This is a genomic window from Mesorhizobium sp. M1409, from assembly GCF_040317535.1.
In the GTDB taxonomy this organism is placed as follows: domain Bacteria; phylum Pseudomonadota; class Alphaproteobacteria; order Rhizobiales; family Rhizobiaceae; genus Mesorhizobium.
In genome coordinates, this window is the sequence record NZ_JAMYKV010000038.1 from 30,136 (window position 1) to 51,885 (window position 21,750).

The 21,750-nt window shown below is 63.6% G+C and carries 25 protein-coding genes; 11 read left to right on the forward strand and 14 right to left on the reverse strand.

Translation table 11 applies throughout. The features are described from left to right. The first annotated feature begins 55 nt into the window (after positions 1-55). On the forward strand, positions 56-316 hold the full coding sequence (locus NKG99_RS24930; protein WP_352871445.1) for a hypothetical protein: 261 nt from the start codon (positions 56-58) through the stop codon (positions 314-316). 193 nt (positions 317-509) lie between these two features. On the opposite strand, the gene NKG99_RS24935 is transcribed toward NKG99_RS24930, so the two are convergent. Further along, positions 510-872, reverse strand: coding sequence for a hypothetical protein (locus NKG99_RS24935; RefSeq protein ID WP_352871446.1), 363 nt, complete (start codon positions 870-872; stop codon positions 510-512). A gap of 186 nt (positions 873-1,058) precedes the next feature. Between NKG99_RS24935 and NKG99_RS24940 the strand changes: the two genes are divergently transcribed. Further along, positions 1,059-1,361, forward strand: coding sequence for a hypothetical protein (locus NKG99_RS24940; RefSeq protein WP_352871447.1), 303 nt, complete (start codon positions 1,059-1,061; stop codon positions 1,359-1,361). 56 nt (positions 1,362-1,417) lie between these two features. On the opposite strand, the gene NKG99_RS24945 is transcribed toward NKG99_RS24940, so the two are convergent. Further along, positions 1,418-2,122, reverse strand: coding sequence for an XRE family transcriptional regulator (locus NKG99_RS24945; protein ID WP_352871448.1), 705 nt, complete (start codon positions 2,120-2,122; stop codon positions 1,418-1,420). Positions 2,123-2,190: 68 nt separating this feature from the next. On the opposite strand from NKG99_RS24945, the gene NKG99_RS24950 reads away from it, so the two are divergent. Both NKG99_RS24950 and NKG99_RS24955 read left to right on the forward strand, forming a co-directional pair. After that, entirely contained in the window at positions 2,191-2,589 is a 399-nt protein-coding gene (locus NKG99_RS24950; RefSeq protein WP_352871449.1) for a hypothetical protein, read from the forward strand. A gap of 114 nt (positions 2,590-2,703) precedes the next feature. Further along, positions 2,704-3,387, forward strand: a complete 684-nt coding sequence (locus NKG99_RS24955) for a GcrA cell cycle regulator (protein ID WP_352871451.1) — start codon at positions 2,704-2,706, stop codon at positions 3,385-3,387. 242 nt (positions 3,388-3,629) lie between these two features. On the opposite strand, the gene NKG99_RS24960 is transcribed toward NKG99_RS24955, so the two are convergent. Together NKG99_RS24960 and NKG99_RS24965 are read right to left on the reverse strand one after the other, a co-directional pair. Continuing rightward, entirely contained in the window at positions 3,630-3,938 is a 309-nt protein-coding gene (locus NKG99_RS24960) for a DUF982 domain-containing protein (RefSeq protein WP_352871511.1), read from the reverse strand. Positions 3,939-4,046: 108 nt separating this feature from the next. Next, the gene (locus NKG99_RS24965; protein WP_352871452.1) at positions 4,047-4,328 is read right to left on the reverse strand and encodes a DUF982 domain-containing protein; all 282 of its coding nucleotides are present in this window, start codon (positions 4,326-4,328) and stop codon (positions 4,047-4,049) included. A 325-nt stretch (positions 4,329-4,653) separates the two neighbouring features. On the opposite strand from NKG99_RS24965, the gene NKG99_RS24970 reads away from it, so the two are divergent. Continuing rightward, a complete protein-coding gene (locus tag NKG99_RS24970) occupies positions 4,654-5,250 on the forward strand; it encodes a DUF6456 domain-containing protein (RefSeq protein WP_352871453.1) in 597 nt (198 codons plus the stop codon). Between the two features lie 59 nt (positions 5,251-5,309). On the opposite strand, the gene NKG99_RS24975 is transcribed toward NKG99_RS24970, so the two are convergent. The 3 genes from NKG99_RS24975 to NKG99_RS24985 all read right to left on the reverse strand — a co-directional run bounded on the left by NKG99_RS24975 (position 5,310) and on the right by NKG99_RS24985 (position 8,593). Then, the gene (locus NKG99_RS24975; protein WP_352871454.1) at positions 5,310-5,618 is read right to left on the reverse strand and encodes a hypothetical protein; all 309 of its coding nucleotides are present in this window, start codon (positions 5,616-5,618) and stop codon (positions 5,310-5,312) included. Positions 5,619-5,898: 280 nt separating this feature from the next. Beyond that, complete coding sequence (locus NKG99_RS24980; protein WP_352871456.1) at positions 5,899-7,881, reverse strand: acyltransferase family protein; 1,983 nt, start codon at positions 7,879-7,881, stop codon at positions 5,899-5,901. A 406-nt stretch (positions 7,882-8,287) separates the two neighbouring features. Then, on the reverse strand, positions 8,288-8,593 hold the full coding sequence (locus NKG99_RS24985) for a hypothetical protein (RefSeq protein ID WP_352871458.1): 306 nt from the start codon (positions 8,591-8,593) through the stop codon (positions 8,288-8,290). A gap of 361 nt (positions 8,594-8,954) precedes the next feature. Between NKG99_RS24985 and NKG99_RS24990 the strand changes: the two genes are divergently transcribed. Beyond that, on the forward strand, positions 8,955-9,248 hold the full coding sequence (locus tag NKG99_RS24990; protein ID WP_352871459.1) for a hypothetical protein: 294 nt from the start codon (positions 8,955-8,957) through the stop codon (positions 9,246-9,248). Between the two features lie 199 nt (positions 9,249-9,447). Here NKG99_RS24990 and NKG99_RS24995 read toward each other — a convergent pair whose 3' ends face one another. Next, a complete protein-coding gene (locus tag NKG99_RS24995; protein ID WP_352871461.1) occupies positions 9,448-10,122 on the reverse strand; it encodes a Crp/Fnr family transcriptional regulator in 675 nt (224 codons plus the stop codon). A 539-nt stretch (positions 10,123-10,661) separates the two neighbouring features. Between NKG99_RS24995 and NKG99_RS25000 the strand changes: the two genes are divergently transcribed. Next, positions 10,662-10,877, forward strand: coding sequence for a hypothetical protein (locus tag NKG99_RS25000; protein WP_352871462.1), 216 nt, complete (start codon positions 10,662-10,664; stop codon positions 10,875-10,877). 46 nt (positions 10,878-10,923) lie between these two features. Here NKG99_RS25000 and NKG99_RS25005 read toward each other — a convergent pair whose 3' ends face one another. The 3 genes from NKG99_RS25005 to NKG99_RS25015 all read right to left on the reverse strand — a co-directional run bounded on the left by NKG99_RS25005 (position 10,924) and on the right by NKG99_RS25015 (position 12,449). Beyond that, positions 10,924-11,289: a hypothetical protein gene (locus NKG99_RS25005; protein WP_352871464.1), complete on the reverse strand. Its 366-nt coding sequence runs from the start codon at positions 11,287-11,289 to the stop codon at positions 10,924-10,926. Between the two features lie 77 nt (positions 11,290-11,366). Then, a complete protein-coding gene (locus NKG99_RS25010) occupies positions 11,367-11,576 on the reverse strand; it encodes a hypothetical protein (protein ID WP_352871465.1) in 210 nt (69 codons plus the stop codon). A 195-nt stretch (positions 11,577-11,771) separates the two neighbouring features. Then, positions 11,772-12,449 (reverse strand): Crp/Fnr family transcriptional regulator, encoded by a 678-nt coding sequence (locus NKG99_RS25015; RefSeq protein WP_352871467.1) that lies wholly within the window; start codon positions 12,447-12,449, stop codon positions 11,772-11,774. A gap of 572 nt (positions 12,450-13,021) precedes the next feature. On the opposite strand from NKG99_RS25015, the gene NKG99_RS25020 reads away from it, so the two are divergent. Then, complete coding sequence (locus NKG99_RS25020) at positions 13,022-13,225, forward strand: hypothetical protein (RefSeq protein WP_352871469.1); 204 nt, start codon at positions 13,022-13,024, stop codon at positions 13,223-13,225. 407 nt (positions 13,226-13,632) lie between these two features. Here NKG99_RS25020 and NKG99_RS25030 read toward each other — a convergent pair whose 3' ends face one another. After that, positions 13,633-14,664 carry a hydroxyacid dehydrogenase gene (locus tag NKG99_RS25030; RefSeq protein WP_352871472.1) on the reverse strand — a complete coding sequence of 344 codons (1,032 nt, stop codon included), beginning with the start codon at positions 14,662-14,664 and terminating at the stop codon, positions 13,633-13,635. Between the two features lie 145 nt (positions 14,665-14,809). Here NKG99_RS25030 and NKG99_RS25035 point away from each other — a divergent pair, with 145 nt between their 5' ends. Both NKG99_RS25035 and NKG99_RS25040 read left to right on the forward strand, forming a co-directional pair. Next, positions 14,810-15,859, forward strand: a complete 1,050-nt coding sequence (locus NKG99_RS25035; RefSeq protein ID WP_352871474.1) for a LacI family DNA-binding transcriptional regulator — start codon at positions 14,810-14,812, stop codon at positions 15,857-15,859. Positions 15,860-16,195: 336 nt separating this feature from the next. Then, complete coding sequence (locus NKG99_RS25040; protein WP_352608685.1) at positions 16,196-16,405, forward strand: hypothetical protein; 210 nt, start codon at positions 16,196-16,198, stop codon at positions 16,403-16,405. A gap of 211 nt (positions 16,406-16,616) precedes the next feature. Here NKG99_RS25040 and NKG99_RS25045 read toward each other — a convergent pair whose 3' ends face one another. Both NKG99_RS25045 and NKG99_RS25050 read right to left on the reverse strand, forming a co-directional pair. Then, complete coding sequence (locus NKG99_RS25045; protein WP_352871475.1) at positions 16,617-17,813, reverse strand: FAD-dependent oxidoreductase; 1,197 nt, start codon at positions 17,811-17,813, stop codon at positions 16,617-16,619. 96 nt (positions 17,814-17,909) lie between these two features. After that, positions 17,910-19,406: a glucosamine inositolphosphorylceramide transferase family protein gene (locus tag NKG99_RS25050; protein ID WP_352871513.1), complete on the reverse strand. Its 1,497-nt coding sequence runs from the start codon at positions 19,404-19,406 to the stop codon at positions 17,910-17,912. Positions 19,407-19,656: 250 nt separating this feature from the next. Here NKG99_RS25050 and NKG99_RS25055 point away from each other — a divergent pair, with 250 nt between their 5' ends. Next, on the forward strand, positions 19,657-21,750 hold the full coding sequence (locus NKG99_RS25055) for a GumC family protein (protein WP_352871478.1): 2,094 nt from the start codon (positions 19,657-19,659) through the stop codon (positions 21,748-21,750).

The following is a 21,750-nucleotide window of genomic DNA, read 5'->3' on the forward strand; positions in this document are numbered from 1 at the left end:
GGAGAGGCATTCGTCCAAGATGAGCAGGAAGTCATGAGGGCCCTTAGCCGAAAGGTTGGTAGGAAAGTCGATCAAGAGCATTGACAGCGGCGAGCCCGGATACGGAATTGGCATAAGCTTTTCCGATGAGGCGGGGACCACTGTAAATACCGAAGTGTCCGCACGTCTGGCGGATCACCATGCCAGATTGGTCGAACGTGTGACGATCACCAACGAGCAGGTGACCTTGCATCTCGCCGGCAACGGCTTTGTAGCCATTTCCTTGGATCGCGAGCGCTTCGCCGACGTGACCGAGGTGCGGGGCCTGGGAGGGTAGGGCGCCGAAGGCACCCGTCAGGCCCGGCGACGAACAAAGCGGCGATGGTTCCCGCGCCGGCCCTTATCCAGGTCTGAACCGTTGAGCGGGCAGTCTTGAACATTCCAAATCATGCACGTCGAACGATCGCCACCCGGGTGCAGTCTGGAAAGACAAGATAGCTGATGGAACCCGCAAATGGCTGGTCCAGTCCTCACGCCGCCTCGCGCGCCCAGAGCCGCTCGCTGTACCGCCGGAAGTAGCGCGCCACGAGCCGTTGCTGTTTGGCCCTGACGAGATCGGGCAGGCGCCGCTCCTGGCGCCAGCGCGGCATGTTGCGCCAGCAGGCGATGACGCGGGCGGCATCCTCGATGGCTTCCCCAGCCGATAGCGCCGGGCCGACCGCGGCCAGGAACAATATCTCCGACTGTTTCAGCTCGTCGATCATCGCCTTGCGCCTGATGTGATCCTGGCGGGCGTGGGCAATACCGTCGCGGCGGATGGCTTCGAAGGCTTCGAGCAGGGCAGGGCTGCCGCCGGTGTAACCGCAGGCGCGGGCGAAATCGGCGGCGTCCATCGTCACTCCCGGGCTTGATGTGGCGGTGGCTTACGCCTCCGACTTACATTTACGAGTTCATATAAGCATAACTCAAAGATATGTAGAAGAAAAACTTTTGGGAATGTTTGAAAACGGCGACTCGACTCCCGGCGCGAAACGCAGGAATATGCGAACAAATCAGGAACAAAAGGCGAAGGAGGGGCGATGGCATTGCCAGGCAGGGAACCAACAATCGCGCATGTCGCCTCGATCTCGGTCGAGTGCGCCGATTGCGGCCGCAACCGTTGGTGGCGGCCCGATCAGTTGAAGCGGTTCGGAGTGACGGGCAATACGCCGCTGGCCGCCTTGTCGGGCCGCATCGTCTGCTCGGCCTGCCGCGCCGACGGGCTGCCGGGAGCGACCGTTACGATCCAGGCGGCGTTCATCGACGAACGCCAGCGGGTGCGCAGCGAAGCGCGGATGCTGAGCGACCGGGAGGTGCCGCTGGAGGGGTCGCGGCGGGCTTGAGAAGGGCGCTGGTTCTGCCTTCTCCCCTTGTGGGAGAAGGAAGAGGCGCCCCACCTTCAATACCCCAGCAACTCCTTCAGTGGAATCACGCGCCAGACGTGCTTTATGGCGTAGCGGTTGAAGGTTAGCGTCTTTGGCGGATTGTACTGCTCGACCATCAGCTCACCCGCGGTGCGCTTGACCAGCTTCTTGATGAAGGCCTTGCCATTGCGCTCGTTTTCTTCCGGAAACGTCTCGATCACCACGTGGTCGCCGGGCACGGCGTCGCGGCCGCCGCAATAGATCAGGTCGCCGGGCTCGTAGCGCGGCACCATGGAATCACTCAGCACGTGCAGCGCGAACACTTTCGGCAGGTTGCGGACGCCCGGCGGGCGCTGGACGTAACCGGCTGGCTCACCGTTGAAGGTGAAATCGCCATCGTCGCCGCCGACGGCCGCGCCCAGCACCTCGATATCCATCGACCCGGCGGGCAGGGGTGCGGCATCGGTGACGATTTCGGCGTCGGCGACCGGGCCGGCATCGTCGAGGAAGACGACCTCGCCCCTGCCGAGTGCTACCGGATCGACGCGCAGGAAGGCGGCGGTCTTCAAGAGGTTCTCGGTCTTGGGCAGGTTGCGGCCGGTTTCCCAGTTGCCGACGGCGGCGACATCGGTGTCGTTGTGCTCGGCAATGTGGCGCATGACCAGGCCGCGCTGCTTGCGCGCCTTGCGGATCGCCGCCCCGACCTTGATCGACAGTTCCGTTTTTGCCATGGCACTCATGTGAGCGATGAAAGCGGCTCTCGTCTATGAAAGAATGGCTTGCATCTATTTTTGAGTTATGCTTATATATGGCCATGCAAAACCTGTCCAGCTTTCATGGTGCCGAGGCGCCTGCCTCACATGAGGCGCATCTGGCGCCTGTCGGCACCCTTCCGTCCTGGCCGTCCTCCTCCCCGGCCGGGGCGAAGCCCGAGGCTTGGTGCTTCAATGCACCAGCCTTGGGTCCGGTCCGCCCGTCCCTGGCGACCGGAACGGCCGGAGCCGCCGCTCCCCTCGGCTCCGGCCCCCAATTCGACCGGTATGGCGCTGGCTTGCCCGCCCGGTCGTGCATCCGCACCCAAGACGGCACCGTCATCCTGATCGACAGGCTGACGGGCAGGGCGGTTTCCGCTCCCGACAGAAAAACCGCCGAGGCGCGGCTTTCGCGCCTCGTCGAACCGGCCGGGCCGCGAAGCCGGTCCGGCTGAGCCAGCGCCCGCCGGCCCTCGAACCACAACCCCTTACCGCGATCCGGCCAACCGGGCCCGACCGCCTGCCTGGCGGCGCGCGGCCGAAGGCAGAACCTTGGATGGAGTCTGGAAATGGCAAGCTATACCGACGCGGAATTGCACGAGATCGCCCGCTGGCTGAAGGACGGGCTTTGCGCCTCCAGGATCGCGATGGCATTCAGCGCGCTGCGCGGCGCGCGCGTGTCGCGCAATGCCATCATCGGCATCGTGCACCGCAACGCCATGCTGGACGCGATCGGCTTTGCCAATGGCAAGGGGCCGCCGGTCGGGGCCAAGCGGGCCGCGGGCAAGTATGCTGGAAGCAAGCTGGCAAATGGCATGCCGGCGCAGGGCATGGCGAGCGCCAAGCCGGCCGCCGGCATGATCGACGCCGCCACCAGCGGTCCCGGCGTGTGCAAGACGGCCGCAGGGCCTAAGCGCGACCCTTCGCCGGCGTGGCTGCCGCCGCGCCTGTTCGTGCGCGAGGTGGGCGTGCTGATCGCCGACGGTGAGACCTACCGTTTCAAGGTGCCGGTGCCGCCGCGTGCGCCCGTCGGCCGCCAGCCGCATGGCGTGGCGATGCGTTTCATCGACTGCCTGTTTTCCCGCTGCCGCGCGCCGCTGGACCTGGCGCTGCAAGAGGACCCCGATAACGACGTGCCGGGCGGCCGGCCGGACGCCGACATGCTGTGCTGCGGCATGCGGACTGGGGCGCTGAAAAGCTACTGCACCTACCACCAGGCGCGCTTCCAGCGCCGCGTGTTTGTGGCGGGATGAGCATCCCTTTTCCGTTCACGGGGAGAAGTGCCGGCAGGCGGATGAGGGACGGCGCGCTGACGTGGCGGATTGAGAGCGGATATGAACTTCAAGCGTCCGATGCCAATTGCGAAGCGCTGGCGCCGCCCCCAATTGCCCTGCCGGGCGTTCGTTGTTCGAAAAGCCAAGCAATTGGCTTTTCGTCCCCTGCGCGGACCACGCCTCGTAAACGGGGAGAAAGAGGCGGAAAAGCCGCCGCAAGCCTATTTAGGCACCTGCCGACCCTGTTTGGGCATGCGGCCTTGCATGGTCTTGGCCTCGAGCGTCATGGCTGGCCCACCTTCGGCCACCAGTATGTTGGCCACCCGGGCAAAGCCGGTGAACACTTTCATGGCGTCGGCTTCGGAAATCTGCGCGGCGATTGCCGCGCCGCAGGCGTTGAGGGCGCTGCGGTACACATGACCGCGCCGCTCAAGCGGCCAGCGCTGCAGGAAATCGGCGGCTTCGCTGACGCTGTCGATCTCTTCGATCTCCCCGTCCATCCGCACCTTGAGCGGCACTCCTGTCTTCATGGTACCCACGGCGTTCACCTTCGCTCTGCGCGCGGCTTCAGCTACCGCGCTCGTAAACGCGCCGCGCCGGCGGGCGGTTGCATCAATTTTTCGGCCCGTGCGCGCCTCTCACGGGCTGGTCACGGCGTCCAGCCAGTCATGGGCGCGGCTTTTCGGCTTGGTCACCAGTATGTTCTGTTGCCTGGCCGCCTTGGTGAGGGCGTTGAAGGCGATGCGCTGGCAGCAGGTGCCGTCGACGGCGAGCGCAACGAGCCGGGCCGCCTCGACATAGCCAGGTGCTGTCTTGTCGGGCCATTTCTGCCTGAGCGCCCCGGCGGCCTCGGCCACCGAGCCGACCAGCATGGTTGTGTTGTCGCAAAAGCGCAGGGTAACCGGCATGAAGGCTGTCATCGGCATCTCTCCCGTAGACGCGGCATAACGTCGAAAATTCGCGCTGGTTCCATTAGCCCGGATGTCGGCATGGAGGCGCTGCCATCCAGCGAACGGCCCTTCATGCAGCTTTATGTCTCCAATTTCATCGGCGACATGTTGCTACTCTCCACCGATCGGGTCGGCGCCTACATGCTGCTCTTGTTGGCGATGATAGGTCGGCGGGACAGCCCTGGCCTGCCGGCCATCTTCCCACGAGGGGAGAGAATGGCCCGGCAGGGCAGAGGGGCGCGCAAAGGATCGCCAGTTCCATTCCATCCCAACACCCTAACCGAGGACCTCAGCCATGCCCAGGAAAACCAAAGCCGCCAAACCGCAGGCGCCGAAACTGCCGAAGGGCGAGGCCGAGCAGGTGCGCATTCGCCGCGAGGTCGGCCATGATTTCGCGCTCAGGGATGACGCCTTCGGCCGCAAGCGGCTGGCCGCCGGCACGCTGGAGGCAAGGCGGGTCTACGAGGTGTCGAATGACGGCTTCACATCCACCGGCGGCATCGTGCGGATGCGCACCATCGATCCGCTGATCGGCATCACCTCGCTGTCGCGCCAGCAGCGCGAGGCCGGGCTGCGCTACCGCGAGGATTTCCGCTGCAGCCAGCAGGCAAGCGTCAAGCCGATGCGCTGGACCGAGCGCGTCGATGGCGGCCACCACGGCGGTGGCATCGCCGACAGCGTGCTCGACGCCGGCCGTGCCCACGCCGCCGCCACCAGGGCGCTGGGCCACTGGGAGGTGGCCGCCGTGGTCCAGAAGGTCTGCTGCGCCGGTGGGTCCATCAAGGGGGTGGCGGAGCAGACCGGCGAGGGCCGGGATGTGGTGACGAAGCTGCTGAAGGTCGGGCTGGATCTGCTGGCGGTGCACTATGGGATGATGATGGGGAGGCGGTAAATGGGGCAAGAGGCGATCCGACCGGCAATGCCGGCCGGATCGGTTTTCACAAGATCAGGTTATCCGCAGACGCGAATCTCCTCGATGATCCTGTGATGGTGGCGCCAGTGCCTCACCAGTTCGATGTGGCAACGGTGGTGTCGGTGGTGTCGGTGGTAATAACGCGGCCTGTAGCCGTTGTCGTAAGTGTCGTACTGGTAATAAGGACGATACACATAGCGATCGCCGTAGTCACCGTAATAGTCGTCGTAATAGTTGTCGGCATAGCCACCGATGCCGATAGTGATACGACTGCGGGCATCAGCGGGGGCAATCATCGCCGCCGCCGAAGCAATGGCGATAACCGAAACAAGCAGGAGCTTCTTCATAGCTACCTCCTTTTCAAGGTTGACCTAATATAACCCCCGAGACGCGGCCGCGTTCCACGGATTCGTAAGACAAAGGATACGGATACCGGCGCGCGAGAGCCCTGGACCGCTGCGGTCGGTGTTCCTGGCGCGCCATCAAAAGAAATTTTCCGGCATGCATTGATTGGCAGGGCCGGGTCCACCCCTCATGTGCCTGCCACCCGGCCTTTCGCAGGCTCAGGGCGTCCGAGAAAAGCCAAACAATTGGCTTTCGCTGCGCGAGCCGCTTCTCACCCCACTCTCAAAACAGCGCCTGCTCCAACGGTCCCTCCAGCGTCTCGGCAAAGGCTGTTGCCAGATGATGCCGGTCACGAAACGCGAGTTGGCCCGATATGACGACATGGCAGGCGGTCGGGCCGCAGAAGCGGTCGGTGAGGTCGATGTAGCGCGTGTCAGGCACGCTGTTCACGACGGCGCGCTCGGCGGCCGCGGCGCTGTCGTTGGCGGCCTCGATCCTGGGCGTGTCGCAGTGCGGCGAGGGTGCTTCGCGCCACCACAAAGCGCGCGCCACGCAGGAATCGGCGAAGCTGGCGTTGATCGGCGTGTCGCGAATGACAGCCGTCTCGACGCCGGCCCGGCTGAATGCCTGCAAGGTCGAGCGCAGGCCGGCCTGCCAGCGCGCTGTTTCGGCTGCGCGGCTGGTGGCGGGCATGTCGCGGATCAGATTGCCGATCGAGAATTCGGAGATCACCACCAGGCGCGGCTTGAGGCGGATGATGTCTGATATCGCCTGCTCGCGCCAAGCGTCGCATTCCGTGTAGTCGCGCTTCAGCACGGCATTGAAGGTGGAGAGCCGCGAGGCGCGGCACGAGGATTTGAGATAGGTGATCACCTTGGTGTCGTTGCGCTTCGCCGCTTCGATCAGCGGCGTCGACCAGTGATCGGCATGCGAATCGCCGAACAGCACGATGGTGTGGGTGGCGTCCGCCGCGCCGAACACGCAAGGTTTTGGCGTCACCGTGTGGAAGTCGAGCAGGCAGCTCTTGTCGGTGGCGCGCACGATGGAAGGTTTTTCGGCCGCCTGCTCGATGCCGCGCTGCGCAGTGTCGATGTTGCGCGCGGCCAGGTGCGCATTGGCATAGGCGACCGCCACGCCGGCACCGGTGAGGGCAACGGCCGGGATCAGCGCCCGGGCGCCCGCCGCCAGCCAAGCGCCACGCCGGGCGGGGTTCTCGATCAGATGATAGGTGAGCACCGACAGCGACAGCGCCAGCACGCCGCAGCCCAGTCGCTGCTGGACGGATAGGTCCGGCACCAGCATGCCGGCATAGACGATGACCGGCCAGTGCCACAGGTAGAGTGAATAGGAGAGCGTGCCGATCCATTGCAAAGGCGGCAGCGACAGAGCGGCGGCCGGCGCAAAAGCCTGCCAGCCGGTCCGCTGTTCGGCCTGCCTGCCGGTCTGTTCCGCGCCGGCGCCGCTCAGCAGCACCAGCACGGTGCCGGCAACCGGCAGCAGGGCACGCCAGCCGGGGAAGGGCAGGTTCTCGCTCAACAAGAGATACGCCGCCGCGATCAGCACCAGGCCGAGCCAGCCCAGTGCAGCCAGCAGCCCTGCGCGGCACCGCAGGAAAGCCACCGGCGCCAGCGTCGCCAGGCCGCCGACGGCGAACTCCCAGGCGCGCAGCGGCGAGAAATAGAACGCCCAGGCAGGTGCTGCGCTGGTCAGCCACAGGCAGGCGGCGAACGAGGCGAGGCCGGCGACGCCGATTAAGGCCGCAGCCGTTCGCCGGCCAGGACGCAGCCATGCGGCCAGCAGAAGCAGTGCCGGCCAGGCCAGGTAGAACTGCTCCTCCACCGACAGCGACCAGAAGTGGATGAACGGATTGCTGGCGGCATCGGCGGCGAAATAATCGAACGACCAGCGCAGCAGCCACAAATTGATGGTGTAGGCGGAGGCAAACATGGCGCCGCGCGAGTAGAGCGCCTGCTCTTGCGGCGCCAGGATGAAGTAGCCGGCGGCGAGCGTGGCCAGGATGACGAACAGGGCTGCCGGCAGAAGCCGCCGCGCGCGCCTGGCATAGAAGCGCCAGAGATCGAGCCGGCCGGTCTCGGCGATCTCCCGCATGAGGTGGGTTGATATCAGCCAGCCGGAAATGACGAAGAAGATATCGACGCCGGCAAAGCCGCCGGGCAGCGCGGTGAGGCCGAAATGATAGGCGACGACGCCGCCGACGGCGAGGGCGCGCAATCCTTGTATGTCCGGCCGGAACGCAGCTGCCACGATAAATCCTTCGTGCAAGCCCAGCCCAGCCCTTGGCAGTGTGGATCAATCGGGCTGATATCGCAATGCAACAAATCTATCGCAGTGCAACATGGCGGAATAGGGAGGCGACACGGAATGCGCCGGTTGCCGCGAGACGGTAAGGAACCAGGGTGAGCCGGCGTCAATTGACGACCGTGGTGCCTTCATGTTGGCAAAGTCAGCGCCGCCCCTCATCGCCCGCCGGGCACTTCTCCCCGTATAATGACGAGGAGAAGGGCAGTCATCGATGGCTCCGCTGATTTGCCTGCGTCGCGGAAGAAGAGCCCAGGTTGCGGCGAGTCACCTTCTCCCCGTCACCATACGGGAAGAAGGTATCGGCAGGCGGATGAGGGGCAGCGCTGACCCTCATCGATCCAGTGGGCGCCTACTTGCTGCCACCGATCGCTTTCGCGTTGCTGCAGAATTCCGGATGGGTGTTGGTGGGGTTGGCGTTCTTGGACTCGTCCTCGCAGGCCTTCATCATCGCCGTCTGGTCGTCCGGCGTCAGCGCCTTCCAGGCTGTTGCGAAGGCGTCATTGCTGACCATCGTCTTCATGCTGGAGTCGGTGTAGAAGGGCTGCATCTTGGCCGGATCGTCGAGAGCCGACGTGCCAGTGTCGCCGGCAGCCAGAGCCGAGCCGGCAACCATCGAAAGCGTCATCGCGCCGAAACAGATCATCTTGATTTTCATGGTGTCATCCTCCTGTTGCTTTGAGATCGTAGAGTAACGATCGTCCTGAAAAACGACAGGTTCGGATGAAAGTTCCAAGATTCAGGCCATCTCGGGTAAAATACAATCGGAAAGAAATTGAAACTTTTTCGGATTTTGCTCGTTTCGGCCAAAGCGGGATTCCATGACAGGAATCATTTGCCGCGCAATTAGGATTGCGCGGTGGTCATGCCCAAGGGGGCCCCCTGTATTTACCGGTCTGGACAATAGGGAAATTGTACGATTCGTACAATCCGGCTATCCAAGCCGCGCGAATGGGCGTATTGCCGGTGGCAAGAGCGACCTCGGATCGGCCTCTCGACATCATGCGATGGAGGGCGGTTTGGATCATATCGATCTGCTCAAGCTTCTGGACTACACGCACGCTCAATTGAGCACGATACGCCAGGTGCTCGCGGCAAGCGGCCACGCCGACACCATGTTCGCCATCGATTGTCTTCTCGGCGCGGCGGCCGAACAGACCAGATGCAAGCTCGCGAGCCTTGAACACGCCGGGATGCCGGTTGGCCGGCACGGCGCGTGGGATGCATGTGGGGAGGCACGGGCCGACGAGATCATGCCGTTGGGCAAGCCGGCCACGGGGAGCCCGAAACCGCGGGCCAGGCGCGCGTCTTGAGCCTTTTCTCAGCCCTCCTTCGAGCATCCGGGCACAACGGACGAGTTCGAAGGGCTTTGGCACCAGATCAGCATGCCACCTTACTCGTTGCCTCTGCCGCTGGTCATCCAAGCGGCGGATAATATCGACCGCGGCACCGGTTGCGCCGCGACTGTCGAGACGCTGCAGGTCCCAAAGCCTGACAACGAAACTTGATATGTCAGGCTGCGCCGATCTCGCCGATCAGCCTGACGTATTCGGCCTCGGGGTCGCCGTAACTGCCATTGGCGAGCTCGATCAGCCCGGCGCGGTCGCGAATGATGATCTCGCCCCGGCGCGCCCGGATCAGCGCGCGACCTTCGAGCAGCTGGAGGGCGACGGTGACGCCTGGCCGCCTGACGCCAAGCATGATGGCCAGGAATTCGTGTGTGATGGTGAGGTGTTCGCCGGGAACCCGGTCGTCGCACATGAGCAGCCACCGCGCCAACCGCTCCTCCAGCTTTAGCCGTGCGTTGACGAGCGCGGTGCAGCCGGTCTGGGTCTGGAGCGTGTTGACGAAGCGCAGCAGGAACATGCGCAAGGTCGCGCTTGCCGCCAATGCCGCTTTGAAAGGGCCGGCTTCGATGCGGATCGCTTCGCCTTCGAGCTGCACAAAGCAAGCATGCGCGGAACGGTCGTCGCCCATCACCAGGCAAGATCCGGTCATGCCTTCGAAGCCAATGAAGCCCACTTCGGCCTCGTGGCCGCTCGTCGTCCTGGCGACCACCGAGCCAATGCCCTGTTCGATGAAGTAGACGGCTTCGATCGGGACATTGGGAGTCGCCAGCATCTTACGCAACGGCAAATCGCAGCGCTGCATATGCGGCTGGAGCAGCGCGAGGTCATCCGCACTCATCCGCCTCAACAGCTCATTCCGGTGTTGATGGTTTTTGCTGGAATCCGGCTTATCCGAATTAGTCATGGCACAGCCCAATGCAGGGCAAGAGCCATCCGATCTCCCAGCCGTCCGCGCCCGTAAAAACGTGCGGACGATCACCTGTGTATAGGGGCTTTGGACAAAAAAATCTAGGAATTCGATTCACGGCGCCCCCCAACGCCGCTCGCATACGAAAAGATCGACCCAAACGTTAGTGTCGGAAACGTACCAAGCGCCGCTTGGTACAAAACCGACATATTGTCCGAGAAAGGCGGATCACGTTGTCTGGGACGCGGATCGCGGGGCGGGGCCAATAAAATCCGCCGGCTAACGACAAAGGCGCCATCTGATATCCGGCCCTGCAAACCCTTCGAAAGCCAGCCAACGGCACAGTTTGCCGGGGGAGAATTGTACGATCCATACAGTGACTACGCCAATATTGACTCTCCCCGCAGGCAAATTAGATTTTCCACCACAGCGTCTGGCAAGTGGGGCGCTGCTCGGAGTGGGGGTTTCTCATGTCGAGCCTTAACAAGCGCCATCCCTGCTTTCATCCTTCCGACCTGCAGCTGTGCCAACGCGTCTTCGATCAGGTCTGCTTCGAACGCAAACTTGACCGGATGTCGCTGGAGCCGGACGTGCAGGAGCTGGCAGCCACGGTGTTTGCTCTTTTCGAGGATGGCTGCAGCAATGAAACCGAATTGCTCGACAGTTTCAGGCGAACACGCCAATGACCAAGGTCAGGGTCACGTCCTCGACGCCCGGGGTTGAAAACGAGCCTTACGACGCCGCGGTCTTCGCAAAGAAATACGGCATGTCGGAGAAAGCCGCGAAGGTCGTGCTGTTCGCAAATGGACCGTCTAGAATGGCTTGCGACGCTGCCGCGCGCTCCTTTATGGAAGCGGTCGCGCGCAGGTCGAAAAAGCAGCCATGAATGCTGAAGATGTGCCGAGGCCGACCGCCGTTTCCATCGAGCGTATCGATTGCCAGTGGGCCGTCCAGATCGTCGAGGACGGTAAAATCACACGGCGTCTGTTCGAGTAAGAGCAATTCGTCCGGAATTTTGCTGCTGGTCAGCGTCCTCTCGTTGGCCTGCCTGTGATGGACGGCACATGAGGCGCCGCAGAAAATCACGGGCAAGGCCATTTAGGCGCGTGCCCTCCAGAACCGCTGGTTCAGGGTGGTCCACGAAGCGAGGGGTGTTCGAATACGTTGAGACAAGCTCACCTCACGTCGATCGTTTTGCGTGTCGTCTTTCGCGCGCCGGGCTTGCGCTTTGCCGCTCCGGTCGAAGCCGGCGCCTCCGAGGAAAGCCGCAGTTCTCGCAGCCGCGCCGTCTTTGCCTCACGCGCCTGGCGCTCGATGGCGATGATCGATTGCGCCTCGCGGGTGGCACGTTCGATCCGGTCTTTATCCTGAGGCAGTCGGGTCAAGGAAGTTCTCCCCTTTCGGTGGCACTCAAAATGCCGGCCGAGAGGAAATGTTCCGGCGACAAGTCGTCCAGGACGGAAAAAATATCATCCCGGTCCGATCTCATTTGTCATTGAGCGCATGCGCATAGCCGCGAGGGGGGCGCCGGCCACGAAACGGGTTAGGCCGACCAAGGGCAACGGGCTCTGTCTCGGTCTTCAGTCCCCCGAACCAGTCTCTCCCAAAAGCCTGATATATTCAGTTTCCGGCTCCCCATATCCGCCATTGGCCAGCGCAATCAGTCCAGGGCGGTCCAGTATGACGACCTCACCCCGGCGCGACCGGATCAGAGCAAGACCTTCCAATTCTTGAAGGGCGATGGTGACGCCTGGCCGTCTTACGCCCAGCATCGTGGCGAGGAACTCGTGGGTGATGGAAAATCGCACCCCCACCACGCGGTCATCGCACATCAGCAGCCACCGAGCCAGGCGGTCCGCCAACTTCAGCCGCGCGTTGACAAGCGCAGTACATCCGGTCTGGGTCTGTAAAGAATTGACGAAGCGCAACAGGAACAATCGCAACGTGGGACTGGTCGTTAAAGCCGCATTGAAGCTGCCTGCGTCAATGCGCATTGCTTCGCCTTCGAGTTGCACGAAGCAGGCTTGCGGTGCGCGGTCGTCGGCCATCACCAGCGAATACCCAGCCATCCCCTCAAAGCCGATGAACCCGATCTCGGCCTCGCGTCCGCTGGACGTGCGCGCGACGACCGACGCAATTCCGCGCTCTATGAAATAAACGGCTTCAATAGGCACGTCGGGTGTCACGAGGGACATTCTCAGCGGCAGGGCTACCCGGTGCAAACTCGGCTCAAGCAGCGCAAGGTCCTCGGCGGTCATCCTCCGCAGCAATTCATTTCGGAATCTTGACTGAGAGGAGGTCTCACAAGCCGGTGCCTGGTCAGTGGCAGTCGATTTTGGAATTTCGCAGTTCAAAGTGTAACTCCCGCAGGGCGGGAGTACGATCGACACTCTCAAGCGCCAGCGCCCGTTCAGTGGCCAGCGACAGAAACACTGTACGCTTCCGACAATCGGTTAGCGAGTCATTAGAAACGCTGCTTGAGAACCGCTGCTTGCTTGCATCTTTTCCCTGGAGGGCGTGGCGACGAATTGGCGGAGTGATCAGCACCATCAGCTTGAGGGAAGCGCGATGCTCCACCGCCACCTGAAGCAATTGTCTCGGCAGGGTATGGTTTCGCAAACTGTCCGAAAGCGTACCCAGAGACCCGCGCAATTGTTCGCCTGGCGGTAACTCGCTAGGTTTCCAGCGCGGCGGATCTCAGGAGCGCCTTGGCCGACGCGGGATCCGGCCCCCCGCCCAACCTGACCCTGCGTCGGCCAGCGATAAAGGTGCCTCGATCGCCGGGCCCATGTGAACGAGGACGCTTGATGCCGAGAGACAGACTCGTCTGATGCCAAGAGACAGATTTGAGTGCCTGCAGGAAACCTCTGGCAGCTGGATGGTGTGGGACTACAAGAGCGGCGCTCCGGCAAGGCTGGGCGGCGCCGAGTTGCAAGGCCAGGACAAGCATCGGGCCGAGATAGCGCGCGACATCCTCAGGCGGATATTTCGGACCGGCCGGGATCCGGTCAAGGACGAGGCCACGGACACATGATGCGACTGGCCGTGCGTAATGAAAAACCCCGCCGGCCGGAGCCTGATGGGGTATTTGATTGGAGGAATTCCGGATCGAATGAGAAACGATCCGGGTGAAACACGCAAACGCCGCGCAAAGGTTCCAGCGCCGGCATGGCCCTGGAGTCGCGCTCTGGCGCTGAAGTTCGTCGCGGGACCGCTCTGGTCGGCGTCAGTCCGCCGACCCCGATGACGGGATTTGCTGCGCCGTCATGGCCGACAGCTTCTGCCGTTTGACCAGCACCGGCTTTTCATAGGTCTTCTTCATGGCTTCCCTCCGCAAAGTTCGATCGCGGCAGCGTCGTCGCCGGCCTCCTTCTTGTCAAGACGTCAAGGGTGGGCGAGGCGGGCAGGCATGTCCCCAGCCGCCAGCGCCGAAAACCTGGCTCAGTTCCTGTCGGCCGGCTTGGAGCGCATGCGCGACACCGTCTCGCGCTCGGCGCGCTTGGAGCGCAGCGGCGGCAGGCCGCGGTCGATCAGGTCCATGTCCTCCAGGACCATGTCGCCCATGCGCTTGAAGGCGATGTCGAGCGCGCCGGCGCGGTGGGCCGAGCGCAGGAAGCCGGGCAGGGCGCGCACCGGGTGATCCGGCGCCAGCGGTTCTTCCGGGAAGACGTCGCTGGCGGCGACGATATGGCCGCTCTTCACCGCCGCCATCAGCGCCGGAAAATCGACGACGCCGGCGCGGCTGAGCAGGATGAAGGCGGCGCCCTTGCGCATGCTGGCGAAGGCCTCGGTGCCGAGAAAGCCCTGGTTCTCGCTGGTCACCGAGGCGACGACGAAGACGAAATCGCTGGTCGACAGCACATCGCCGAGCGACGCCGGCTCGACGCCATTGTCGATGAGGATCGATGGCGGCAGCCAGGGATCGAAGACTTTGGTGCGGGTGCGGAAGCCCGACAGCAGCCGGTTCAGCGCGCGGCCGAGATCGCCGAAGCCGATGATGCCGACATCGGCGCCGGACAAGAGCCGCGCCGTCTGGTTGCCATCGCCGCCCCACAACTCCTTGCCGTTCCGGAAGGCGAGGTCGGCATCGACGATGTTACGGGCGAGGTTGAGCGCCATGGCCAGGCCAAGCTCGGCCACCGGTTCGGCAAAGACGAGGCCGGTGGTGACGACATGGATGCCGCGTTGAAACAGCGTTTCGTAGGGCATGTTGTTGATCAAATTGGTCTCGACATTGAAGACGCAGCGCAGCGCTTTCATCGCTTCCAGCGTCCGCGGCGAGATCGGCGGCTGGCCGACGATGTAGCGGGCCTCTCCCAGCACATCGGCCGGCAGTTTTGCAACGCCGTCGGCGGTGGTCTCGACGACACGGTATTTTGACTTGAGACGCGCCAGTTGCGGCGGTGTGAAGATGAGGTCGAGCGTGCGTGGCTCCGGCGCGCTGATGACCAGCGGCAAGGCATTGTTCGACATGATGATTCCTCCCGGCGCGATCCGCATCACGCTTTCTCGGGGCATTAATTACCTCGGATTAAACGATTTACAACCACGAAAAATCGATTTACTCACATCGGTGGCGGACAAGAATACTGACGTCCGCGCCTCGGGAGGAGGACCAATGGCGCATAGGCAGGCCCAGCAGCGGCGTCCGTCGATCCACGACGTGGCAAGCCGTGCCGGCGTGTCGGCCGCCACAGTCTCCAAGGTCATGGCCGGCGTCACCACGGTGAAGCCCGAGAACGCGCAGCGCGTCCTCGACGCCGTCGAGCTGTTGGGCTACCGCATCGATCCGCTGGCTTCCGACATGCGCCGGGCCAAGCGCCGCATCATCGGCGCCATCATGCCCGAGTTCGAAAGCGAGTTCTTCGGCCAGATGATCACCCAGCTCGAAAGCCTCGCCGAGCAGCGCGGCTACACGCTGGTGGCGGCATCGAGCCGTGAATCCGAGGCACGCGAAAAGGAGATCCTGTCGCGCATGCATGACTGGCGTGTTGCCGGTGTCGTGCTGGCGCCGGTGCGCAACGAGCATGGCCCGGCGGCCGCGTTCATGAAGGCCAACGGCATGACCGGCGTGCTGATCGACCGCGTGCTGTCCGACGACGCCTTCGACACCGTATCGGCCGACAGTGCTTCCGCGAGCGCCGAGGTGGCGCGCGAACTGATCGGCAAGGGCCACCGCCACATCCTGGTGGTCGGCCTCGGCGAACAGGCGGCCACGATGCGCGCCCGCCTCGAGGGCTTTCGCGCCACCGCACGGGCGCTGGTGCCGGATGTGCGCATCGACGTCGTGCTTGCCGAAACCGATGTCGAACCGCTCAGGGCGCAGTTGCGCGACTATTTTGCAAAGGGAGAGCGGCCGACAGCGGTCTACTCGCTGTTCCTCAAGGGTACGCTGGTGGCGCTCTCCGAATTCCGCCGGCGCGGCTGGCACTGCCCCAACGACATTTCGCTGGTCGGCTTCGATGACGCCGAATGGATGCAGGTGACATGGCCGGCCATCGCCGCCGTGGTGCAGCCGGTGCGCCAGATCGCCGGCCACGCCATGGAGGCCTTGTTTGCCAGGATCGGAGGTGGGGAGGGGCCGCCGATCGCGCGGCTCGAGCCTTGTAAGGTTTTGATGCGGGAATCCGTTGGCTCGGCAAGCTTGTCACAGCCAAAACCGACATGAACGAATTCGTCGGCCATCGTCGGCGGCGACATCAGCGCAGCGACGCACGCACAAAGAGCCCAGAGCTGATGAATATCTTGGGGCTGCAAACCTTGTGATTGCGCGGTCCGGCGGCGCCGACAACATCTTCATCCATCTCGACACCTATCACATGCACATCGAGGAGAAGAGTTTCGAGGCCGGCTCGCGACGACGTACGACGAGCCTCAGTTGCATGACGCCCTCGAAGCGGGCCTCGGGTGTCGATGTCGGGAACGGACTTCAGCCTTGTTCGTTGAAATGGCAATTCGCCGATCGGACTCGGCGGGTGGATTCAGCAGAACGAAGGAGAGAGTCATGGCCAGCGAAGCCGACCGCGATCCACTGCACCATACCCAGAAGATGCAGGCACGCCTGCAGGACACCATAGATCATCTTCGCGAGGACATCGGCAAGGTGGACGAGCCCAAGTTCAAGGCGATGTTCGAAACCGCGGCAGAAGTCCTCGGCGGCCTGAAAAAGGCCTTCAGTGACTACGAACAAAAGAATGAGGCCGCCTGGCGCTGACTCCTGCTGGATGCTGTCGAGTTATTGGATGCCGTCCAAATGGTGGACGCGCGTCACGTGGGGGAGTTCCGGAAACGTGATGGGTGCTGTTTCAGCCCACCGCTCACTGACAGGTTTTCCAGTCAGGGAGGGGCAGCACTGTTTCTTCAGTTTATCGAAGATGTCGAAGCGCCAACGCCTTTCTAGATACTGTCGAGCGGAGGGCGGACGTCTAGGCTCGTTTCTCCGGAATAGGCTCGAGCGTCCGCCTCGGCGAAAAGTGTCTGATCTTGCGGCCGACTATAATCAGGCGACGGGCGGTGTTGTTGCGCAGCCGGCGGATACGCCATTCCAATCCGGTCTCGGTGGTGATTGCCTTGGCGTAGAGGCTGGAGCGCATGGCGGTAGCGTCGGCGGCGATCTTGATCGGGTCGTCGTAGAAGGCACAGATCTTGTCGACGCCCATGCCAGGCGTTTCCAGCCAAGCGGGGATGTGGGTCGACAGGCGATCGACATCGGTAGCCACCCGGCGGATGCCGTCACCTTGCGCTGGGCATGTCGTGGAGAACGCGTCGCCTATGAAGACGACGCCGCTCCGGCGGTGGCCACTGGTGGTCGTCAGGCTGACCTGTCTCAATTCGACCGGGCTGGCGACGGCGAAGTTGCCGCATTGCGCTGATATCTCGGGCATCAGTTGCAGAAGCATTTGTTGCGGGTCCGCGCGAAACGCCTGCGTCCACGCCTCGGCAACGGTCCGGTAGACAAACATGTTTGCCCGCATCCGATTGCCGATCCGGAAGACGGTAAGAAAGGCAATGCGGTGCCCAATGCGCCTGGGGTAGAAGGTGAGGGAACGAGAACCGAATTCCTGCGGCGAGGTCGCCAGGTCGAATCCGATCGACAGCGAATGCGCCTTCGACTGCTCAACGCGCTCCACCCCGATGGCGCGCCGCACCGCTTCGCTGTAGCCGGTGGCCACAACCAGCAGCCTGGCGTCAATGACGGTGCCGTTGGTGAGCACAAGGCGCTGCCGGTCCAGCCCAGTTGAGACCTCGGCGACCTTGCCGACCGTCAGCGGCACTTCCGGCGGCAGGGCCTCGCGCAGGCCATTTACCAGCGGGCCGTAGGAGAATCCGAACTCCGAGTCCTGCTTGCGCTTGAAGAACTGTCCGAAGCGGAAGACTTGGATGTCGGTCGTCGGAGTGACGAGGGGCCTGATGACGGGACCGAGGCCGATCTTGTCGAATAATTGCATCTGTTCGAAGCGGGTTTTCTCGGCCCGGAACTCGTCGTGATGGACGCGGTGCGGATCGATCAACGCCACCTTGCGCCCGGCCTTGCCCAGCACGGTTGCCAAGGTGGTGCCGGCCAGTCCGGCGCCAACGATCGCCACTTCGACTTCGGTTTGGCCAGCCTCTGCAATACTCATTTCGCTGCCCTTTCTGATAGCAACTTCCAGATATCCGCCGGACCCAATTCAACCTCAAGCAACCGGAACGCGTGTCTGGCAGAAACAATGTTTAGGTTAATCGCGGACCCGTCGTTTCCAGCGCGGTGCGATCGCCGAGCCATCGATGAATTCAAACCCGCCCGCCTCGTTGAGTGTGTGAAGTTTGCGCCCACTCCATAGCGCACCTGGATTTAAGATGGTTTCAACGACCTGCTCCATGCCGATCAAATCAAGGTGAGAAATGCGAGCGATGCCGAGAGCCGCGCCATAGCTCCCGCGGCAGTCCTGCACCGGGCGCAGCAGGTCGTCGCCGCGCTTGACCATGCGGCCGGCCGGCCGCGCCGAGGCGATATCGATCAGCACGGGATTGTTCGGGTGCGGCGTCCAGGGGCCGCGAAAATCCGGCGCCGACCATAGATGCAGCGCGTCTGAGAAGGCTCCTCCGCCGTCGCGGATGGTGGCGAACAGCCACCAGGCGCCGCCATGCTCGACCAGCGTGGCGTCGCTGGCGACGACGCCGGATAGAAGCGTCGCCTCCTTGACCCATCCGCCGGGAAAGGCGGTGGCCCGGTAGAGATCGACCGTGCCGTTGGCGCAGCTTTCCGGGACCATCCAGACCTCGCCGTCACGCTCGAAGACGAAGGGGTAGGAGAGATGGTAGGGCAGATCCAGCACCGGCTCGGGGCAGCCGAGCGGGCCGGCCGGGCCGAAGGGCACGGCGGAGATGATGGCGCGGCCCAGCCGATGGATATAGTCCTCGACGAACAGGGTTAGCTGGCCTTGGTAAGCGATCGGGAACGGGTCGGCGTAGAAGCGGCTGCCGTCGTCCGGCAGCTCTTGCCAGCCCGATGCCGGATGCTCGCGCAGGTCGAACAGATCGCGGCCGTTGGTTTGCCGCCAGCCGACCTTCCAGTGCGGCGCGTTGTAGCAAAGGTGGTAGATCTTCTGGACGATGCGCCGCGCCAGCGCCTTGCCGGCTCTTACGCCAAGCTTGCCGGCCGAGGGCATTGGCGGGGCAGTGGGTTGCGCCGGCTCGGGCAGATCAGGCACGGATCTGGCCGAGCCGGTCATCGCCGCGACGATCAGGCTGGCCGTGCGCGCCAGCATGTCCTGGAAGGAAGCGAGCGCGATGCCGCCATATTCGGTGCCCAGGCGCCCGGCGGCGATCGCAACACCGCTTTCCTCGATGCGGGCAAGCGGCGTCCGGCCGGCGAGGATCAAGGCCAGCAAGGCCGCTTCGCCGCTGGCGCGATCATAGGTAATACGCCAGACCCGCGTCCCTTCCAGCTCGACATCGCCGCAGAGGTCGACCACCAGGTCGGGCGAAGCGGGCGACTGCGTCCGGTAAGGAGCGAGTGCTGAAAGCGGCACACGCTTCGCCAGCCCATCATCGGACAGGCCGTGTATCGCCGTTTCGAGTTGAAACAGGGCCGCGGCGCTGCGCGGGATGCCGCCGCCCGCGGACCTAGCGTCGACGGACAGCTCGACATCATCAAGTGCTGCGAGGCGTTCCAGCAGCGCGACATGAAAAGCGCGGACGCAGTCGCCGTCCAGGCGCAGGCTTATCCGCATGTTGGAGACCCGAAAAGGCGGTATCCGGCCCCTGCCGACCAGGCCGATCCGGTCAAATTGTAGCCCCATCCGCATACGTCTCCGCTCGCCGCGCACCCAGCACTTCGGTATGTATATTTTTAAGCAAACCGCGTGCCAAAATTCACATGACCTCTCAACATAATTAACAATCTTTTAACAGTTGGAGGAATAGCTAGGTTAGTGCCGCAATCTGATCTTGCCGGCATATGGAATATTGTCGGAGGCAGCCATGCAATCATCCCTGCCAATGGTTGCTCAGCAACACTCTCCGGATGCGGGATCATACGCGGCTTCGACTGTCGAACTGGGCGATCTGAAGCGCATCCTGGTGCGCCGCCGGTTCTGGATCTTCGGCACCGTCGCGCTGCTGACGCTGGTCACCTTGCTCTACGGTCTTTTCACGCCCGCGCTCTACAGCTCGGCGGCGGAAATCCTCATCGATCCGCAAGACCTTCAGGTGGTCACCAACGACGTCAATCCGAGCCGTATCTCACCCGACGGCGGCATCACGCAGGTCGAGAGCCAGGTCAGCGTGGTCCAGTCGACAGGCGTGCTGATGCGGGCGATCGCGGCGACAAACCTGACGCAGGATCCCGAATTCAACGGGCAGGGCTTGCTGTCGCGCCTGCTCGGTTCGGGATCGGCCGAAGGCGACAGGTCGGGGCAGACGCTCGACGCGCTGCGCCGACGCCTGGCGGTGAAGCGGGCCGACAAGGTCCTGGTCCTCGACGTCATCGTCACCGCCAAGAGCGCCGACAAGGCCGCCCTTCTGGCCAACGCCATCGCGCAGGCCTATCTGGTCGACCAGGCGAGTGCGCGCGCGAAGATGGCCAAGGACGCTTCCGAATCCATCACCGCGCGGCTGGACGAGCAGCGCAAACGCGTCCAGCAAGCCGAAAACGCCGTCGAGGCCTACAAGTCGGCCAACAATATGGTGATGGCGGCAGGCAATCTGGTCAGCGACCAAGAGCTGACCGAGATCAACACGCAGCTTTCGGCGGCGCAGAGCCGCACGGCGGCGCTGAAGGCGCAGGTCGACCAGATGCGCCGCAAGAGCGGCACGGCGGATGCAACCTCGGAAGCGATGCGCTCCGCGGTGATTTCAAGCCTGCGGGCACAGGAGGCGACGCTCGTTGACCAGGTCTCGCAGCTCGGCACGGAACTGGGGCCGCGTCATCCGTCGCTGATCGCGGCCCAGCAGCAGCTGCGCGACACGCGCCAGCTCATCGCGCGCGAGCTCGGCCGCATCGCCACCGCCACCGAGACCGACTACGAGCGGGCGCTCGCCAACCAGCAGGCGCTGGAAGCCAAGGTCGCCGGTATGAAGAGCAAGTCGCTCGACACCGACCAGGCCTCCGTGCGGCTGCGCGAACTGCAGCGCGATCTCGAGGCGGTGCGCTCCGTCTACGCGAACTATCTCCAGCGTGCCCAGGAGACGCGCGAGCAGATCAATGTCGACAGCACCAATGCGCGCATCATCTCCAACGCCATGCCGGCCCTGAAGAAGAGCTGGCCGCCGTTTTCGTTACTGTTGTTCGGCGCGATCTTCGGCGGCCTGGGGCTCGGCACCGGTCTGGCGCTGATCGCCGAATATTCCTCGCCGACGGTGCTTTCCAGCGCCCAGATGCAGTCGGCCATCGAGGCGCCGGTGCTGGGCGTGGTGCCGGCAAAGTCAGGCACTGTCCGCCGCTGGTGGCCGTTCGGCGGGAGTGCGGCCGCCGCCTCCAGCCAGAAGACCGATGCCGTCGTCGGCCTTGCGCTGAGGCGCATGTTCAGTTCGGGCCAGCGTCCGCCGGATTGGCCGCTGGTGCCATCCATCCTGGTGACATCGTCGCCGGGCGAGGGCGCGCAGCGCAGCCGGGTGGCACGCTTGCTGGCCAATACAGCAGCATCCAGGGGCAGCCGTGTCCTTTTCATCGATGCCAATGCCAGCGGTGGTGGCCAGAAGGACGCCCAGCCGGGAATCCTCGACGTGCTGCGCGGCGAGTATGCGTTCGAGGCCGTCAGCCACTACGCGGCCGGCAGCAACGTTGCGGTGCTCGGTACGGGCCGCTCAAAGGCGGTCTTCCAAGAAGCGCATGGCATCTACTACGCGCAGCAAATGCTGGCCCACGCCAGCCGGAGCTTCGAACTCGTCGTCATCGATGGCGGCGCGCTGGCTGACAATCTCAATGCCTCGCCGCTGGTTGCCATGGTCGACGAGATTGTGCTCGTCGCCACGCTGAACGCCACGCCGATACGCGACGTTACCGCGACGTCGCAGGCTGTTTCCGTCATGGGGCGGTTGCCAACAGCCGCCTTGCTGGTCGACGAGGCGGCCTGA

Excerpts from the sequence above, each read along its gene's own strand:
- NKG99_RS24965 (WP_352871452.1), bottom strand. The coding sequence starts at position 4,328 with ATGACAGCCTTCATGCCGGTTACCCTGCGCTTTTGCGACAACACAACC.
- NKG99_RS25045 (WP_352871475.1), bottom strand. The coding sequence starts at position 17,813 with ATGAGTATTGCAGAGGCTGGCCAAACCGAAGTCGAAGTGGCGATCGTT.
- NKG99_RS25020 (WP_352871469.1), top strand. The coding sequence starts at position 13,022 with ATGCCAAGAGACAGATTTGAGTGCCTGCAGGAAACCTCTGGCAGCTGG.
- NKG99_RS25055 (WP_352871478.1), top strand. The coding sequence starts at position 19,657 with ATGCAATCATCCCTGCCAATGGTTGCTCAGCAACACTCTCCGGATGCG.
- NKG99_RS24960 (WP_352871511.1), bottom strand. The coding sequence starts at position 3,938 with ATGAAGACAGGAGTGCCGCTCAAGGTGCGGATGGACGGGGAGATCGAA.
- NKG99_RS25000 (WP_352871462.1), top strand. The coding sequence starts at position 10,662 with ATGTCGAGCCTTAACAAGCGCCATCCCTGCTTTCATCCTTCCGACCTG.
- NKG99_RS25035 (WP_352871474.1), top strand. The coding sequence starts at position 14,810 with ATGGCGCATAGGCAGGCCCAGCAGCGGCGTCCGTCGATCCACGACGTG.
- NKG99_RS24995 (WP_352871461.1), bottom strand. The coding sequence starts at position 10,122 with ATGAGTGCGGATGACCTCGCGCTGCTCCAGCCGCATATGCAGCGCTGC.
- NKG99_RS24945 (WP_352871448.1), bottom strand. The coding sequence starts at position 2,122 with ATGAGTGCCATGGCAAAAACGGAACTGTCGATCAAGGTCGGGGCGGCG.
- NKG99_RS25030 (WP_352871472.1), bottom strand. The coding sequence starts at position 14,664 with ATGTCGAACAATGCCTTGCCGCTGGTCATCAGCGCGCCGGAGCCACGC.
- NKG99_RS24950 (WP_352871449.1), top strand. The coding sequence starts at position 2,191 with ATGGCCATGCAAAACCTGTCCAGCTTTCATGGTGCCGAGGCGCCTGCC.
- NKG99_RS24935 (WP_352871446.1), bottom strand. The coding sequence starts at position 872 with ATGGACGCCGCCGATTTCGCCCGCGCCTGCGGTTACACCGGCGGCAGC.
- NKG99_RS24940 (WP_352871447.1), top strand. The coding sequence starts at position 1,059 with ATGGCATTGCCAGGCAGGGAACCAACAATCGCGCATGTCGCCTCGATC.
- NKG99_RS24970 (WP_352871453.1), top strand. The coding sequence starts at position 4,654 with ATGCCCAGGAAAACCAAAGCCGCCAAACCGCAGGCGCCGAAACTGCCG.
- NKG99_RS25015 (WP_352871467.1), bottom strand. The coding sequence starts at position 12,449 with ATGACCGCCGAGGACCTTGCGCTGCTTGAGCCGAGTTTGCACCGGGTA.
- NKG99_RS25005 (WP_352871464.1), bottom strand. The coding sequence starts at position 11,289 with ATGGCCTTGCCCGTGATTTTCTGCGGCGCCTCATGTGCCGTCCATCAC.
- NKG99_RS25050 (WP_352871513.1), bottom strand. The coding sequence starts at position 19,406 with ATGCGGATAAGCCTGCGCCTGGACGGCGACTGCGTCCGCGCTTTTCAT.
- NKG99_RS24955 (WP_352871451.1), top strand. The coding sequence starts at position 2,704 with ATGGCAAGCTATACCGACGCGGAATTGCACGAGATCGCCCGCTGGCTG.
- NKG99_RS24985 (WP_352871458.1), bottom strand. The coding sequence starts at position 8,593 with ATGAAAATCAAGATGATCTGTTTCGGCGCGATGACGCTTTCGATGGTT.
- NKG99_RS24975 (WP_352871454.1), bottom strand. The coding sequence starts at position 5,618 with ATGAAGAAGCTCCTGCTTGTTTCGGTTATCGCCATTGCTTCGGCGGCG.
- NKG99_RS25040 (WP_352608685.1), top strand. The coding sequence starts at position 16,196 with ATGGCCAGCGAAGCCGACCGCGATCCACTGCACCATACCCAGAAGATG.